Annotated in this window: 12 protein-coding genes; 9 read left to right on the top strand and 3 right to left on the bottom strand. The window is 43.4% G+C overall.

Annotation, left to right across the window (positions count from 1 at the left end; translation table 11 throughout):
- Window positions 1–296 precede the first annotated feature (296 nt).
- From VF500_RS27625 to VF500_RS27600, 6 genes are all read left to right on the top strand, one after another.
- Entirely contained in the window at window positions 297–1,457 is a 1,161-nt protein-coding gene (locus VF500_RS27625; protein WP_330862755.1) for a FecR family protein, read from the top strand.
- 125 nt (window positions 1,458–1,582) lie between these two features.
- Complete coding sequence (locus VF500_RS27620; protein WP_414688599.1) at window positions 1,583–5,089, top strand: SusC/RagA family TonB-linked outer membrane protein; 3,507 nt, start codon at window positions 1,583–1,585, stop codon at window positions 5,087–5,089.
- Between the two features lie 20 nt (window positions 5,090–5,109).
- The gene (locus tag VF500_RS27615; protein WP_330862753.1) at window positions 5,110–6,543 is read left to right on the top strand and encodes a RagB/SusD family nutrient uptake outer membrane protein; all 1,434 of its coding nucleotides are present in this window, start codon (window positions 5,110–5,112) and stop codon (window positions 6,541–6,543) included.
- 128 nt (window positions 6,544–6,671) lie between these two features.
- Entirely contained in the window at window positions 6,672–8,963 is a 2,292-nt protein-coding gene (locus VF500_RS27610; RefSeq protein WP_330862752.1) for a GH92 family glycosyl hydrolase, read from the top strand.
- 446 nt (window positions 8,964–9,409) lie between these two features.
- The gene (locus VF500_RS27605) at window positions 9,410–10,528 is read left to right on the top strand and encodes a Gfo/Idh/MocA family oxidoreductase (protein ID WP_330862751.1); all 1,119 of its coding nucleotides are present in this window, start codon (window positions 9,410–9,412) and stop codon (window positions 10,526–10,528) included.
- A 99-nt stretch (window positions 10,529–10,627) separates the two neighbouring features.
- Window positions 10,628–10,894, top strand: coding sequence for a DUF4342 domain-containing protein (locus VF500_RS27600; protein ID WP_330862750.1), 267 nt, complete (start codon window positions 10,628–10,630; stop codon window positions 10,892–10,894).
- 55 nt (window positions 10,895–10,949) lie between these two features.
- Here the strand turns inward: VF500_RS27600 and VF500_RS27595 are convergent, their stop codons facing one another.
- The 3 genes from VF500_RS27595 to VF500_RS27585 form a co-directional block, all read right to left on the bottom strand.
- On the bottom strand, window positions 10,950–11,837 hold the full coding sequence (locus tag VF500_RS27595) for a dienelactone hydrolase family protein (RefSeq protein WP_330862749.1): 888 nt from the start codon (window positions 11,835–11,837) through the stop codon (window positions 10,950–10,952).
- Window positions 11,838–12,011: 174 nt separating this feature from the next.
- Entirely contained in the window at window positions 12,012–12,686 is a 675-nt protein-coding gene (locus tag VF500_RS27590; RefSeq protein WP_330862748.1) for a YoaK family protein, read from the bottom strand.
- Window positions 12,687–13,321: 635 nt separating this feature from the next.
- A complete protein-coding gene (locus VF500_RS27585) occupies window positions 13,322–13,462 on the bottom strand; it encodes a hypothetical protein (RefSeq protein WP_330862747.1) in 141 nt (46 codons plus the stop codon).
- 60 nt (window positions 13,463–13,522) lie between these two features.
- On the opposite strand from VF500_RS27585, the gene VF500_RS27580 reads away from it, so the two are divergent.
- The 3 genes from VF500_RS27580 to VF500_RS27570 all read left to right on the top strand — a co-directional run.
- The gene (locus VF500_RS27580) at window positions 13,523–14,074 is read left to right on the top strand and encodes a discoidin domain-containing protein (protein WP_330862746.1); all 552 of its coding nucleotides are present in this window, start codon (window positions 13,523–13,525) and stop codon (window positions 14,072–14,074) included.
- 49 nt (window positions 14,075–14,123) lie between these two features.
- Window positions 14,124–17,261 (top strand): TonB-dependent receptor, encoded by a 3,138-nt coding sequence (locus VF500_RS27575; protein WP_330862745.1) that lies wholly within the window; start codon window positions 14,124–14,126, stop codon window positions 17,259–17,261.
- Window positions 17,262–17,286: 25 nt separating this feature from the next.
- On the top strand, window positions 17,287–17,802 hold a 516-nt coding region (locus VF500_RS27570; protein ID WP_330862744.1), incomplete at its 3' end, for a RagB/SusD family nutrient uptake outer membrane protein.

The following is a 17,802-nucleotide window of genomic DNA, read 5'->3' as shown; positions in this document are numbered from 1 at the left end:
TAAACTTTAAACCAATGACGCTCAAACAACTGATTGAATGCCTTTTGGTCGTTAAGTATAATAGCCTCAAATAGTTCTGAGTCTGTTAAATTATCACTTAGCATATAATTGGGTAAGATAAAGCTATGGATTATAAATTGGGAATAAAAATATTTATTCATCCCGCTCTATACCGGTATCCCGGGAACGAAAGTGCGGTGTCATAAAATAATTTTATTTTTTTATGTGTGTTGCGTCGCTGGTATGTATCTATACTTATGTAAACCAAATTGTAAACACCAGCAATTGCGCTATTCATGACAGAAGATCAATATCTTTCTCTTTGCGAGAAATATTTAAGAGGTGAACACACCCCCGAAGAGGAAATTCTGATCAAAAAATATCAGTTTGATAATGGTCTGCTGGATGAGCACCTGGCAAATATTGATATTGCAGATCAGGAGCGGCTCCGGGCATTGCTGCACCACAAATTGCAGGCGAGCTTGAATATCCGGGAAACACCTGTAGTGAGAATGCGCAGATGGCCATATGCCGCTGCAGCCGCTGTTCTCCTGTTTGCAACCGCAGGTATTTATATCATTAAGAGCAATAAAAAGGGGCAGGGCAATCAGGTTGCCATCACCAGTAATATCGCAAAAAATGAGATCCGGCCCGGTTCGGATAAAGCAGTATTAACCTTAGCCAACGGAAATACGATAACACTTGGCGATGCACAAAATGGTGTGTTAAGTAAACAGGGTAATGCTGCTATCTCAAAATCCGGCAATGGAATAGTTATCAGCAAAAGCAACGGAAATAAAAAGCCGGAAGCTGATAATGCTATGAACACCATTGCCATTCCCCGTGGCGGAAAATATAATATCACCCTGGCCGATGGTACCAAAGTTTGGTTAAACTCAGCATCGGCATTATCATTCCCCGCTGCGTTCACCGGTACAGAAAGGAAGGTTACTTTAACAGGCGAAGCTTATTTTGAAGTTGCTAAAAATAAGGCAATGCCTTTTAAAATAGATGTGAACGGTAAAGAGGTTGTTGAGGTTTTAGGTACGCATTTTAATATCAGCGCTTATACCGATGAGCAAAGTATCTCCACCACTTTGCTTGAAGGTTCGGTAAAAATAAATTACAGGAACCGGTCAACACTGATCAAGCCCGGGCAAATGGCCGTTAATGATTCAGGCGAAGGCGTAACAGTAAAGCAGGCTAATATAGAAGAGGTAATGGCCTGGAAAAATGACAGCTTCATTTTCAATAATGACAACATCATAGCTATCATGAAAAAAATATCAAGATGGTATGATGTTGATGTTGTTTTTAAAGGAGATATGACAAATATCAACCTTTACGGAAACTTCTCCCGCTCAAAAGGGCTGGCCAGCTTGCTTAAAAATATAGAATTAGTTAATAAGGTCCGTTTTGTTACCGAGGAAAGGAGGGTTACCGTTATAGCAAAATAATTACATCCCCAAAGTATCCAAAAACCGGGAGTGTTTGAGCCCACCCCCGGCGTTGATTAGCCTTGTTAGGTTAATTAGGATAAATACCAATTAATTCACATAACCAATTATTTAACCCAAAACAAATGTATAAAATTTTTACTGCACAAAAGTGCGGGAAGATGCCTTGTCGTATCCCTAAATTTCTATTGATCATGAAACTCACCATCATTATAATGATGCTTACGCTTTTACAGGTAAGTGCTGCTACATTGGCGCAGCAGGTGAGTATTAGTGCAAAAAATACACCTGTAAAAGAGGTGCTTAAGCAGCTCACCAAACAAACCGGCTACAATTTTATTTGTGATGGCGATATCATCAACACAGCCGGTACTGTTACGCTTAACGTAAAAAATACCGAACTGAAAAAAGTATTGGACGAGTGCTTTGATAAAGACCTGGTTGAGATTGTTGCCGGCGAAAACAATACCATCGTGATCCGCAAAAAACAGCTCCCTGTTAAACCGGTAGTAGCTATAGCTATTACCATAACGGGCAAGGTAACGGATAGTAAAGGGCAAACGCTCCCGGGTGTAAGTGTGGTACTTAAAGGTACCCAGCAGGGCGTGGTAACCAATGCCGATGGCGGTTATAGCATAAAAGTACCCGGCGATAAAAGTATCCTGGTGTTCTCCTTTATTGGCATGCTGAGCCAGGAGGTTGTAGTAGGCAACAGAACTGTTATTGACGTTACCCTTTCCGATGCGCCGCATACCCTGAGCGATGTTGTAGTTGTTGGTTATGGTACGCAATCACGGGCCACGGTAACTGCTGCTATTGCCAAGGTTGATGGTAAAAACATCGGTAACCAGCCTGTAGGTACACCCGGTGAAGCACTGGCCGGTTTGGCAGCCGGTGTGCAGGTGCAGTCAGATCAGGGCTCAAAACCTGGTGCTGCGCCAACCATTCGTGTTCGTGGGGTAAGTTCTTTAAGTGCATCTAACGATCCGCTTTATGTGGTTGATGGTTACCCGCTTGAAACTCCAGCCAATTTTAACCTCATCAATCCTGGTGATATTGAGTCGATTGAAGTATTAAAAGATGCGGCTTCAGCTGCTATCTATGGCTCGCGGGCGGCAAATGGTGTTGTGCTGGTTACAACCAAACGCGGCAAGGCCGGCAAAACTACATTTTCGGTAACTGCCTATACCGGTGTACAGCAGGTGAACAGGTTTATAAAGGTTTTAAAAAGAGATCAATATGTTGACCAGGTTAAAGCCCTGAGCCGGATAAAAGGCCTGCAATACCCTACTATTTTAGATGGCGATGTATCGGCCTTGCCTGACGTTGACTGGCAAAAAGCTATTTTCAGAACAGCACCTTTAAGTGATTTTGAATTGAATGCCGCCGGTGGCAGCGAAAAAGTACGCTTTAATGCCTCGGCTGGTTTCTTTAAACAGCAAGGGGTATTGATAGGAACCGATTATAGCCGCTATACTACCCGGTTAAACCTGGATGCCGACCTGATCAAAAATGTAAAATTCGCTTTTTCAATTTCACCATCATATTCCGAACAGTTCAGGCAGCCCGCATCTGGCCAGGCAAGTGGAGCTGGTGCCAACACCAATGACTATTTGGTTGGTGTACCGAACATAGTTGCCCCTGTAAACTTGCCAAGCCCGCTTAACCAGGCTTTAACTTTTCAGCCAATTGTGCCTGTGCGCAAAGCAAACGGTGATTTTCAGGAACCCTATGACCGCGATTTGAATTACAATCTGTCGCCAACGGCGGTTTTTTCTGCCAGTAATTTTTATAACCCTGTAAATATTTTAAGTAAATCTGTTAATCGTTCAAGATCATTCCGTACGTTGGCCAATACTTTCCTGGAGTACACTCCCATTGCCGGTTTGAAATTAAAGAGTTATTTGGGTGCCACCTTAGAAAACGAACAGGTGCATGCTTATATACCGGGTACAATGGCTTATAGCTTAGCTCCAACAGCTTCGGATTCAAACCCCTTGCTGGCCGGCATATTTGCGGCAGATAATTCACGGACCAGTTTTGATTGGGTTTGGGAAAATACCGCAACATACGATAAGCAAATAGGAAAGCATCATTTTAATTTGTTGGGCTTATTTTCTACCCAGAAATATAACTCACAAATTAATTATACGGCCGGTGTACCGGGCACCTTTATAACAACCGCGGTTGATAGTCCGCTGGCTTCACCAAACACCGTGGGATCCGAAGCATTTGATGCCAATACTTTTGTATCGTACGCCGGCAGGTTAACTTATGATTATGCCCGTAAATACCTGTTTACAGCAGCAGTGCGTCAGGATGGTTCGTCACGTTTCGGACCAAACAACAGGTACGCTGTTTTTCCTTCGTTCTCTATGGGATGGCGTTTGGCCGAAGAACCGTTTTTGAAAAACGCATTGGATAAACTATCTATTAACGAACTGAAGTTAAGAGGTGGTTATGGCCGTACCGGTAATGCCAACATTGGTAGTTTTACCTACGTAAACTCAATAGCCCTTAATAAAAACTATGCATCGGGAAGTACCCGTTTATTCGGCACCCAGCAAACAGGCTTCGCCAATCCTGATCTTACCTGGGAAAAGAATGATCAAACCAGCGTAGGTGCCGATATCGGCTTCATGCAGAATAAAATAGCGTTCACCGTTGACTATTTTATCCGTTATTCAAATGGTATGCTGCTCAATAAAGCGCTGCCGCTTGATGTGGGTTATGCAACATCATACCAGGCTAATTTAGGGAAACTTCAAAATAAAGGGTTTGAGTTTACTGCCAGTACCACTTTTAAATTAGGTGCAGTGGTTTGGAATACCAATGCCAACTTATCAACCTATAAAACTAAAGTACTTGATCTGGGCGGACCAAGCGCGCTGCCTGGAGTACAGGCCATTAACGGCTGGAACAACGTTTACCAGGTTAAAGTAGGCCAGCCTTTAGGTATTATGTATGGATATCAGATCATTGGTATATTCAGAAATGCAAACGATCTGGCCAATAATGCAAAAGCTACCTCGGGTAATAAGATTGGTGATTTTATGATCAAAGACCAGAACGGCGATGGTAAAATAGACATCAATGACATGGCGGCATTGGGTCATGGACTGCCCGATGTTACTTACGGTTTAACCAATACATTCCAGTACAAAAATTTTGACCTGAGCATATTGATCCAGGGTGTGCAGGGCGTAAATATCATCAACGGAAATAATCGACAAACATTAACCGGTAATAACAACCAAAATTCGCTGGCTGTTTACTACAATAATTATTATGATCCGGCTTTTCCCGACAGAAATGTAAAGTATCCCTCACCGATTTCCACCGCTTCATTGCCTGGCCCCGCACTTAACAGCCAGGCTGTTGAAAACGGCTCATATTTTAGGGTGAGGAACATTACGCTGGGTTACAGGCTTAGTGAACACGCGCTGAGCAAGCTTTTTGTAAAAACAGCAAGATTTTATGTGACTGCTCAAAACCCGTTCCTGATAACCAAATATACCGGCTATAACCCTGAAGCAAACATCATGGGGAGCGATGCCACAACACCGGGTGTTGACCAGGGTACTTATCCTACTGCCCGCACAATTATCGTAGGTGTAAATTTTGGATTTTAATCGCTTAACCCTCAGAAATCATGAAAGTTAAAAAAATAATCATAAGCAGCCTTTCCCTGATAACCCTAATGGCTGTATTGCCGGCTTGTAAGAAGTCGTTTGTTGATCTTACCCCAAAGGGAATTATTCCTGTAACTACTTATTATGCCACAGAGATAGATATAAAAACCGCGCTCAATGGCGTTTACAGCAGCCTGAGGCCAATTTATAATGAGCAATATGGATTTGGTGAAATTCCGTCAGACAATACCCAAACCTACGGTGAAAGCGAGGTGCTATACGGTGAAGAAGATAAACTGACCTGGACTGCAACATCTACCAATCTTCAATTGGCGTATGGCCGGTTTTACGCTACCATAGCATTTGCAAATATTGTTTTAGGGCATGTGGGCACACCTCCCATGACCCAGGCTAACCGCGACCTTTATACAGGGCAGGCCAAATTTTTAAGGGCGTTAATGTATTTTAACCTGGTACGTATGTTTGGTGGTGTACCTTTGGTATTAACCGAAATAACATCCGAAAAACAGGCATATAGCTATAACCGTGCAACAGCAGCAGCAGTATATGCGCAGATAGAAAAGGACCTGACAGAAGCTGCGGCAGTACTGCCAGCCTCTTACACCGGGACTGACATTGGCCGTGCTACCAGTATTGCCGCAAATGGATTATTGGGTAAGGTGTACATGTTCGAAAACAAGTTTACAGAAGCCGAGGCTATATTGGCAACAGTATCTGCAACTGCCGGTACGCTGATCCCATATAACCAGGTATTTGGCCTTGGGAACGACAATAACAAGGACATTATATTTTCGGTACAATACCTGGGCGGTGGTTTTAGCGAGGGCAATACATTTGCCAGGGGCTTTGTGCCTCAACCATCGGGCACTACCATTACCACATCGGTAACGGGTAATAGTAATAACGTGGGGACTGCCGATCTTTATAATGCCTTTGAACCTGGCGATAGCCGGTTGGCTACATCTATCGGTATTTACAATGCAGGCACACTTACTTATTATTATGCTAAAAAGTTCATTTATTCAAGTGTGGTTGGCGTAAGTGAAGGAGATAATGACTGGCCGGTACTGCGTTACGGCGATGTGATATTGCTTTATGCAGAAGCCTTGAACGAGAACGGCAAAACCGAACAGGCATTAACCCAGCTTAACCTGGTACGCGCCAGGGCAACCCTTGCTCCAAAACTTGGCTTAAACCAGGCAGACGCCCGTACTGCTATTCGTAATGAAAGGCGTGTGGAACTTTGTTTTGAAGCCGAACGCTGGTTTGACCTGGTACGCTGGAACACCTTTATCCCGGTTATGACGGCTTTTAAAGCTAAAGGCTCTATCAACGGTACCATTGGAAATATAGTTAGTACTTTGAACTTATATCCTATTCCGCTAAGGGAAATTCAGTTAAACCCTAATTTAACGCAAAACCCAGGTTATTAAAACTTCAAAAGCCTGTCACGCTATGTTGTGACAGGCTTTTTATTCAATATTTTATCCATTGCTGATAACAGTAATTAGCGATGATTGCTGTATTTTGCTGCCGTATTTTTGTTTAATACCCGTCTGAAATGAACTTCACCCCAAAACTCATAAACCGGTTTATTTATATCGTTCTGCTGTTGTTTCCATGTTCTGTTTTTGCCCAGGACCTTGTTAAATATGTACAGCCGATGGCGGGTACAGCTATTGCTACCACAGCTTCGGCGCTAAAACATGGCCAGGCGGCAGATACGCGGTTTGCCAATACCATCCCTGCTGTTACGGTCCCCTTTGCAATGACGCAATGGACACCCGAAACAGAATCCGGTGAAACTAAGTGTGTGCCCCCTTATTATTATAAAGACAGTGTATTTAACGGCCTGCGTGGTTCGCACTGGTTAAGCGGTTCATGTACGCAGGATTATGGCAGCTTCACCATTATGCCCATCACTGGTAAGCTAAAAACAACTAATTATAGCGCGACATTTAAACATACCGATGAACTATCGTCGCCGCACTTTTATAGCATTAACCTTAATCAATATAAAGTGAATGCCGCAGTAACCTCCACAGAGCGTTGCGGAATGATGCAGTTTACCATGGAGCAGGCCGACAGCCTTTATTTATTGATCAAAGCCAATAGTGATTATCATGAAGGTTTTGTAAAAGTGGATAAACAAACAGGCGAAATATCGGGCTATAACCCGGCGCACCGCATTTACCAGGGCTGGGGCAAAAGCGCGGGCTTCAGCGGTTTCTTTGTGATCAGGTTTGAACGGAGTTTAGGTAAAACGGGCACTTTTGCGGGCGATAAAACATTTACTGCTGATAGCATCAAAAACGATGTGGGCGCCGGCATTTATGCAGGGTTTAAACTCAACAAAGGCGAAAAGCTAACCATCAGGATAGGCACTTCGTTTACCAGTTTGGACGGGGCACGCAAAAACTTGCAGGGCGAAATGCCCGGGTTTGATTTTGAAAGGGCTGTAGCAAACAGCAAATCGAGATGGGAAAAAGCTTTAGGGCAGATCAGTATCTCAACCGGCAGTGAGCAGGATAAACGGATCTTTTACACATCGTTTTATCACGCCATGCAGCATCCTCGCCTTTTTAATGATGTTGATGGCAAGTATCCGCGGTTTTCCGGTAATTACCAGATTGAAAAGTTATCAGGCGGTAATTATTATGACGATTTTTCGATGTGGGATATTTACCGGGCGCAGTTGCCGCTGTTTGAGATATTGAATCCTTCTTTAGTCAATAACCTGGCAAAATCACTGATCCTGAAAGGTAAGCAAGGCGGCTGGATGCCCGTTTTTCCATGCTGGAACAGCTATACATCTGAAATGATCGGCGATCATACCGCTTCTGTGATCAGTTCGGCATATTTAAAAGGGATCACTGATTTTGATGCTAACGATGCTTACCAAATTTTAAGGCATAATGCTTTTGAACTGCCTGCTAACCGGGCCGATTATGTGGAAGGCAAGGGCCGCAGGGCGCTGGATAGCTATTTGAAATATCAGTATATCCCTTTAGAAGATAGTGTACGTGATGCTTTTCATAAAATGGAACAGGTAAGCCGCACGATGGAATATGCCTATGACGATTACGCGCTGGCGCAATTTGCAAAAGCTTTAAAGAAACCTGCCGACTATTCGGCACTCAGCAAACGGGCAAAATATTATACCAATGTATTTGATCCGTCAACGGGGTTTGTCCGCGGTAAGCATGTTGATGGTTCATGGGTATCTCCTTTTGATGCGGATAAAAAGGCAACTTTTATTACAGAGGGTACGGCACGTCAGTACACATTTTATGTGCCGCAGGATGTGCCCGGTTTGGCCAAGCTGATGGGTGGTACAAAAAAGCTTGAACAATCATTAGATAGTTTGTTTGGAAAAGGCGAGTACTGGCATGGTAATGAGCCGGGGCACCAGATCCCTTTTATATACAATTATTCACCATCGCCATGGAAAACACAGGCAGCCGTACGCAAGATCCTGGCTACCGAGTATAGTGATGGTCCCGGTGGTTTGGGAGGGAATGATGATGCGGGGCAAATGTCGGCCTGGTATATGTTTGCTTCTATGGGTTTTTACCCGGTAAACCCGGTTTCTGGCGAGTACCTGTTATGTTCGCCTTTGTTTGATAGCATTGCTATTACACTTCAAAATGGTAAAAAGTTCGAGATCATCTGCCATAAATCAAGTCCGAAATCAATGTATATCAGCGCGGTGAAATTGAACGGCAAAATAAACCCTGATAATTTTATCCGTTACAGCGATATCGGGAACGGCGGTAAGCTTGAAATCTATCTGAATGATAAAGCAGGGAATAACTGGGCAGTTAAACCGGTAAATCAGCCGAAGGGGATGTAATTATAGAGGGCTTGGATTAGTTGGGGTTTTAAATTCATGTCCTCTCCGAGGGCTTCTGATGGGCCGTTAATTAAAAGCTATGTCATTGCGAGGAGCGGCATGGGCAAAAGCACATGGGGCGACGCGGCAATCCCATAGCTATACAGGGCGGACATGCATTGGCTACGAGATTGCCGCGCTACGCTCGCAATGACATTTTTTTTTAAAACAGAGATAATTTCATCTTCCGAACACCTGTGGTGATAACACCGACCACAGGCTTCGATTAAAAATTCGTGTAATTCGATTAATTGTAGATGCCTTGAAAAGCATTCGTGTGGAAATTTTCGGTATGAAATTTCAACGGGATCGAATTATTTTAAACGCGGCTTCCCTGTAAAAATCAGATGACTTAGGTGCATTTTTCCCGGAAATATGTAAATTGTCATCAACCAAAAAACATACCTATGAATTCTCGTCGTGATTTTTTGCAGAAACTGGGCTTATCTGCCCTGGCCCTGCAGCTTGCCCCACTTTCCGGTTGGACGGCAGGAGCAGATAATATTGAACCTCATTATGACGGCCCGCTGTTACGTGTAGCCATTTTGGGGCTTGGAGGCTACGGGGGCATGGTTGCCGAAGCTATGCAGAAGTGTACCAAAGCTAAGCTGGTTGGTGTGGTTAGCGGTACGCCATCAAAAGTTAAAGCATGGCAAAGTAAATACGGTATCCCCGAAAAAAATTGCTACAACTACGAGAACTTCGATAACATAAAAAATAACCCGGACATCGATGCCGTATATGTTATAACCCCCAACGGGCTGCACCATGATTTTGTGCTCAGGACGGCAGCAGCAGGTAAACATGCTATATGCGAAAAACCAATGGCGGTTAATGCACAGGAGGGACAGGCAATGGTTGATGCCTGCAAAAAGGCCAATGTGAAATTGCTGGTAGGCTACCGCATGCATTTTGAACCCAAAACCCTTGAGGTGATCAGGATGAGGCAAAGTGGAGAGTTTGGGAAGATCAGGTTTTTTCAGGGGCAATGCGGGTTTACCATTGGTGATCCTACACAATGGCGACTGAATAAAAAATTGGCCGGCGGCGGCTCCATGATGGATATAGGCATTTATGCTATCAATGGCGCACGTTACATGACAGGGGAGGAGCCGGTATGGGTTACCGCCCAGGAAACTAAAACCGATACGGTAAAATTTAAAGAAGGGGTTGACGAAACCATCCAGTTCCAGTTTGGCTTCCCGAGCGGGGCTGTGGCTTCTTGTTTATCTACGTACAATATGAACAATCTCGACCGCTTTTTCCTCGATGGCGAAAAGGGGTTTGCTGAGATGCAGCCTTCTACCGGCTACGGGCCAATCAGAGGTCGTACCCATTTGGGAGAGCTTAACCAGCCGATCACCACCCATCAAACTGTCCAAATGGACGAAATGGCCGATATCATATTTAAAAATAAACAGACGGTAGTACCTGTAAACGGCGAAGAAGCGGTAAAGGATCTGAAACTCATAGATGCTATTTACCTTGCTGTTAAAACAGGGAAAAAGGTGGAAGTAAGTTTGTAAAGCAGGACAACGATCCTCTGCAAATTACAATGTCATATTTAACAGAATCTGTAACAAGGAGATAATACGCTCATCTAAAATATAAAACTTAGAAAAAACATGAGCACCAAAGAAACATTTTCAATTAACGGCGAAGCGTTATTGGGAAAGATAAAAGAGATAATTCACGAAGGAAAAGCAAGCAGGATCACTATTTCGGATAAACATGGCAAAGAGTTAATGACCTTTCCTTTATCAGTAGGCCTTTTTGGGGTAATACTGGCACCTGTATTTGCTGCGGTAGGTACCCTGGCCGCCCTGGTTACAGAATGTACCATAACGGTAGAGCGTGACGAGGAAGATAAAGAAGATACCCCGAAAGAATAAGGTATCCTCCCTTATACAATATTACTGAATAACAAAAAGGCCGGGCATCCGGCCTTTAGTTTAAATATTCGGTAAAAAAATCAATTGTCCTTTTCCATGCTAATTCGGCCGCGGCTTTGTCATAACGTGGAGTAGTGTTGTTATGAAAACCATGATTGGCATTTTCATAAATAAAAGCCTGGTACTTTTTCCCATTCTCTTTTAAGGCTTTTTCATATGCGGGCCAGCCATCTGTGATGCGGGTATCCAGTGATGCATAATGTAGCTGCAGCGGCGCTTTAATTTTAGGAACATCTTCAAGGGCCGGCTGACTTCCGTAAAATGGAACAGCCGCAGCCAGGTCGGGAACACGTACGGCCATCATATTGGCGATCCCTCCGCCATAACAAAATCCAACAACACCTACCTTGCCATTGCAGTCTTTATGGTTTTTCAGGTATTCGAAAGCTGCTATAAAATCTTCCTCCATTTCGCCTTTATCCCTTTTAGCCTGCATAGCACGTCCTTCATCATCATTACCGGGATAACCGCCAAGGGGCGAAAGGGCATCAGGTGCAAGGGTAATAAATCCGGCAAGGGCAGCGGTTCTTGCTACATCTTCAATATAAGGATTAAGGCCCCTGTTTTCATGAACTACCACAATACCGCCCAGTTTCTTTTTGGCATCTGCAGGTTCTGATAATAGCCCTTTAATTGTTTTGCCGCCTTTGGGCGAAGGGTAATTGATATAACCTGATTTTAAACGCGGATCGTCCTGTTTAATTTGTATGCTGCCCTGGTAATCGGGCATCATGAAACTCAACAGTGCTGTAACGGTTAGGCCACCCACGGCATACATGGAGAGCTTTTGCATAAACGTACGCCTGTCAAGGCGGTTATGTGCGTAATCATCATACAGGTCAAATACTTCCTGTTTGATATCTTCTTTCTTGATCTGGTTCATAATTGATAAAGGCTTTGTTCAAATTTACCTGTTAGGTTCTGTTTGAGTTGTAACAGTCTCGTTACCAGTGAAGTTTTATGTTTGATGGTCAAGGAATATGTATTTTATGTTTTTGTTCCCTTAAATACACAGAAACTAAAACGGCGCTGATGTCAGGTTTAAAGCGGCTCTGTATCACTGCCCGGCTGCTTGCCGGGCGGTGCTTAAATAGCACATGATCAATATTACCCCGGGGGTAATAAGTACATACAAACCGAAACTTTTTGCCATGAAGGCGCCGGCCAGGCAGCCGGTTAGAAAGCCGGCTATGGTAATGGCCTGTTTCTTTAAACTTTCCATGCTAATTATGTTTTTGAAACCGGAGAAAAGCAGTCCGCCAAGATCAAGTGAAGCCTGGGTTACATTACCGGTCATCATGGTGGTAGGGCCATACGTTTCTTTGGCATAAAGTTTACCAAAAGCGTTTTGGAGCCCCATGGCAAATACAACCATCATTGCGGTAAGGTGCATGCCCCAATCGGTTATGAAATACAACTTTACGAACATGGCAAAGATGCCGCTTAGCAGCAGCAGAATGCCTTCTATAAATAATAGCCGGTATCTTTTGCCAGGTTCGGCCCCTATTTGCCCGCCGGTTATTACCGCTGCAACGAAAACCGGAAAGGAGAGGAGTTTGATCCAGGCCTGCGGATCCGATCCCTTAATAACCTGGTAAGCGAATACGATAAAATTGCCGGTAACATGTGCCGAAAATATAGAACCCGCGGCTACAAAGGTCACCGTGTCGCAAAAGCCGGCTACGGCGCTTAACAGGATGGTGACGTACCAGATGTTATTTGAGTTTTCCATGAGGTTATTGTAAGCGCCATTACAGCGCCATATTCAATGTCATTAAATTAAGCCATCAAGAAGCAAAGGTTTGTAGCAACCAATATATATAATGCCCGGGCCAAAGGTACGGAACAGGCGGTTGTGTACCTCTGATACATCAAAACTTTCATTTATTCATTTCCACGAAACTTTTGCATCTGCAAGCTCCTAACTTAACAGCATGAGGCAGGCATATCTACAGACAAAGCAGCCAGTATTTTCTCTTAAATGTATGATCGGATTTTTTTGGTTGATGAAAAGATAATTTAACAACATTCGCTTCGATGCGGTGAGAAGATCATTAGCATTAATGTGAAAAAAGATACATATTAAAAAAAAGTTGATAAAACGTTTTATTAATATTATTATTTTCTTAGCTTTACTGTTAACGAAAGATGTGTTACGTATAAGTCGTTTTTTATAATTGGTAAAACGATTTATCAATTGATATTAATCGAAGAACTATCTTTCAATTATTAAACTTAGCCACCATCACCAATGAGAGCACTTTTAAATTACAGGTACCTGTTTTAATTTTCCCGCAAATTCTATCATCATGTTATGCCTTTCCTCTTCAGTAAAAAATACTGAAATGGCTTTGCTTTGGCATATTGTTAGGGTAGTTTGGGTTGCAGCAGGTCTCCATTTTTTCTTCTGAAATAATCATTCTCTAACCATAATGAATGATCAAAAAAAGCTTCGCCATTGGCGGACAGGAATTTTATTGCCTTGTTTTTATGGTGTTTATTTTTCATAACAGCTTATTAATTAATAATATATATGTTCCAATTTTCTAACCACAATCAAATTAATCTATGAATGTTTTAAAACTAACCAGGCGGGCACTGGCCATGCTTTGTATCGCCCTGATTTTTTGTTCGGGTTGCAAAAAGGATAAGCAGCGAACTTATGCTCTTTTGCCGCCAGACCCGGAGGATGTAACCGCACAGGGCGCATTATCTGTAAGTATTGAGAATACCGGGGGACCAAGCGCCGCTGAGGGTTCGCCGAAGGTAACTGACGGTGATATAACCACCAAGTTCCTGATTTTTACTTATGACCCAACCTTTTGGATCCAGCTAAAATTTAAACAGGCACAGCACATCACCAGCTATACCCTCACTTCGGCCAATGATGCGCCTTCAAGAGATCCAAAAAGCTGGACGCTTTCGGGATCAAACGACGGCAGTGCCTGGACGGTGTTAGACACCCGCACTAATGAAACCTTTGCAGATCGTGAAACAACCAACAATTACACATTCACCAACGATAAAACTTACACCTATTACAGGCTTAATATAACAGCCAACGGTGGCAGTGCTTTATTCCAGATGGCCGAGTGGCGGGTAACCAATGTGCCGCAGTAAACACTCAAATAATCAATCAAAATACTTTTCAATCAACAAATAAGAAACTATGTCAAAAAATCGACTCTTAAAAGTTTTTCTTGCAAGCTTGAGGAATAACAAACTCATGTATATCGCCCTGGTATGTATGGCGTTTGTTATGAACGTTAGGGCGCAGGAAACCCACCAGGCAATAACAGTAACCGGTACGGTTAAAGACGAACTTAACCTCACATTGCCCGGCGTAACAGTACGCAACCTTAAAACCAAAACGGCTTCTGTTACTAACGAAAAAGGCCGCTTCAGTATCCTGGCCAGCCGTGGTGACTCTATTTCGGTAAGTTTTATCGGCTTCAGAACGTTCACCGCTGCTGTAAAGGACGAAATCAATTTCAATATCACCCTGCAAGCCGCGGCCAATAGCTTAAATGAGGTTGCTGTTGTGGGCTACGGTCAGCAGAAAAAGATCAGTGTAGTAGGTGCACAATCAACCGTAAACCTTGAGGATATCAAGCAGCCTGTTGCTAATCTTAGTGCAACGCTGGCGGGCCGCATCAGCGGTTTAGTTGGCGTACAGCGTTCCGGTTTACCCGGTCAAAACGGTGCCGATCTCTGGATCCGTGGTATCTCCACCTTCAACGCCAATAACAACGCCTCTCCGCTGATCATTATTGACGGGGTACAAGGCAGGGATATCAACGGTCTTGACGCTGAAGATATTTCTTCATTTACTATTTTGAAGGATGCATCTGCAACCGCGGTATATGGTGTATCCGGCGCAAACGGTGTAATCCTGATAAATACCAAAAAAGGTACTACCGGCAAACCTGTATTAATGTTTAATTACAACCAGGGTATCACATCATTTACTAAAACCCCTGAATTGACAGATGGTATAGAGTACATGATGTTAAGGAACGAGGCCCGTTTGGCCAGCGGCCAGGGTAAAGAATATAGCAACAACTATATCAACGCAACCATCAAAAATCTTGATCCTAACCTTTATCCGAATGTTAATTGGATGGATGCTTTATTTAAAAGCACTGCGCAAAACAGGCGGGCTAATTTTAGCGCCCGGGGCGGTTCAGAAACTGCTACCTATTATGTATCCGGAGCTTATTATGACGAGGAAAGCTTGCTGAAAACGGATGCCTTACAGAGCTATGATGCTACAACCAAGTTTAAACGTTACAATTTTACCTCAAACGTTTCTATGAACTGGACAAGCACCACCAAGTTTGATTTAGGTGTGCAAGGTTATATTACCAATACCAACTATCCGGGTGTAAACCCCAATGATGCATTTTCTGATGTAATGCAAACCAACCCTGTACTTTATCCTATTATGTACCCGGGTAACCTGGTGCCGGGGGTAAGTTCGGCCGGTGCACAGCCCAACCCATATGCCGAAATAACACAAACAGGTTATCAAAACATATTCAGCAACCAGGTTTTGTCAAATGCAAGGTTAACACAGGACCTGAAATTCTGGGTTCCCGGATTGTCATTTAGTGCCCTGTACTCATTTGACGTATACAATACCCATACCATTGCCCGTACCCGCAGAAGAAGCTGGTATCAAATAAACAGGGCCAATCCTTACAACGATGACGGCTCAGTTAATTTGAACGTAATACAACAAGGTTCAGATCAGCTTGGTTTTAACACTCTTGGTGATGTTAATGGTACCCGCCAGTATTATACAGAGGCTTCTTTAAATTACGATAAAAGTTTTGGTAAAAAGAGCCACATAACCGGATTGGCCTTATTTAACCAAAGGGAGCAGCTGTTAAATTCGGCAACAGATTTAACCGGATCGCTTCCTTATCGCAGCCAGGGTTTGGCCGGCAGGGTTACTTACTCTTATGATAATAAATATTTTGCCGAAGGTAACTTTGGTTATAATGGTTCCGAAAACTTTGAGCCTGCTAAAAAGTTCGGATTTTTCCCATCGTTTGGTGTAGGATGGGTACTATCTAACGAGAAATTTTACGAGCCTTTAAAAGACATTATTGACTTTGCAAAGATCAGGTACTCTGATGGTATTGTGGGCGATGGAGGTAATGGCGGTCGTAGGTTTGGCTTCCTTACACTGGTTAGCACAAGTGCAGGCGGTTATACATTCGGTAATGGTTCGGCCAGTGGCAATACCGGGTACGGCGGAACCGCTATTACCAGTTACGGTAGTGATGTGCAGTGGGCAAAATCGCACAAAAGGGACCTGGGTTTAGATATCCAGGCATTCAGATCGTTATTTTCATTAACGGTAGATGTATTTCATGAAAGAAGGAGCGGGGTGTTCTTGCAAAGAGCTTCGATACCGGCACTGGTAGGGCTTGTAAGTGCACCGGAAGGCAACCTTGGTATCATAACCAACAAAGGTATTGATGCAACAATAGCACTTAATCCTACAAAAATAGGCGCGTTTACGCTTGATGTACGCGGTACCTTTACTTATAACCGCGATAAAGTTATTGAAAATGACCAGGCGCCTCAGCCTTATCCGTACATGGAAAGAAGAGGCACTAATTACCTGGCAACGTTTGGATACGTAGCTACCGGCCTTTTCAAAAATCAGGCAGAGATTGACGCTGCCCCAACCCAGGCAGCCCTTGGTACAGTACGCCCAGGCGATATCAGGTACAAAGATTTAAATGGTGATGGTAAAATTGACGCCAATGACGTTACCCGCATCGGTAACGGCGACGTGCCTACAACTGTTTATGGTTTGGGCTTTAATTTACAGTACAAAAACTTCTATATCGGCTTATTCTTCCAGGGTGTAGCCGGCGCGGACAGGTTATTGAGCGGAGATGGTATCATACCGTTTAATAACAGTACCGGAGCCGAGCGTAGTAACCTTTTTGCTGTAGCTGAAGACAGGTGGACACCGGAAAACCCAAATCCAAATGCTTTTTATCCTCGTTTGGCTTATGGCAACAGCGCTAATAAAAATAACGCGGTGACATCATCATGGTGGGTTAAAAATATAGATTTTGTCCGTTTAAAAACGGCTGATTTTGGTTACAATCTTCCCAAAACATTGCTTAAAACTATTGGTTTCAAGAGCGCCCGCGTATATGTGCAAGGCTTAAACCTCTTGTATTGGAGCCCTTTCAAATTATGGGACCCCGAGCTTAATACCTCCAATGGTACCGCTTACCCTAATATAAGAACATTAACACTGGGTGTTCAAGCTAATTTCTAAATCATAAATCGAATAACTAAGAGAAATGAAAAAATTCACATATATAGGTTTGTGTTTGCTCGCGCTAAGCCTGGGCTCATGCAAAAAATATCTGAGCCAGGTTCCGGATGATATTATCACAACCGATAAAATATTTAGTTCCAGAACCAATACCGAAAATTTTTTGGCTAATATTTACAATACTATCCCTAATGAATTAACGCAACGCTACAATGGTGTAGGTAATTCGGGGCCATGGACAGCATCATCAGATGAAGCTAAGTATAACTGGGATTTTAACTACAGTAACAATATGAATGCCAGCACCTGGAGCAACACCGATGGTGACGTGGCATTGTATTGGGATGCCTACTACGTAGCGATACGTAATGCGACTTACTTTATGCAAAACATTGATAGCGCTAACCCTGCCGAAGTTGATGCCAACGTAAAAAAGACTTACAAGGCCGAAGCTCGTGGATTACGTGCGCTTTACTACTATTGGTTATTACGTACCTATGGCCCTGTACCTATCATTGGGGATAAGATCCTGGACGTTAAT

Origin of the sequence: Mucilaginibacter sp. (genome assembly GCF_036383575.1) — a bacterium.
In the GTDB taxonomy this organism is placed as follows: domain Bacteria; phylum Bacteroidota; class Bacteroidia; order Sphingobacteriales; family Sphingobacteriaceae; genus Mucilaginibacter.
Note: the sequence above shows the minus strand (reverse complement) of the source record. Positions and strands in the feature narration are given on the sequence as shown.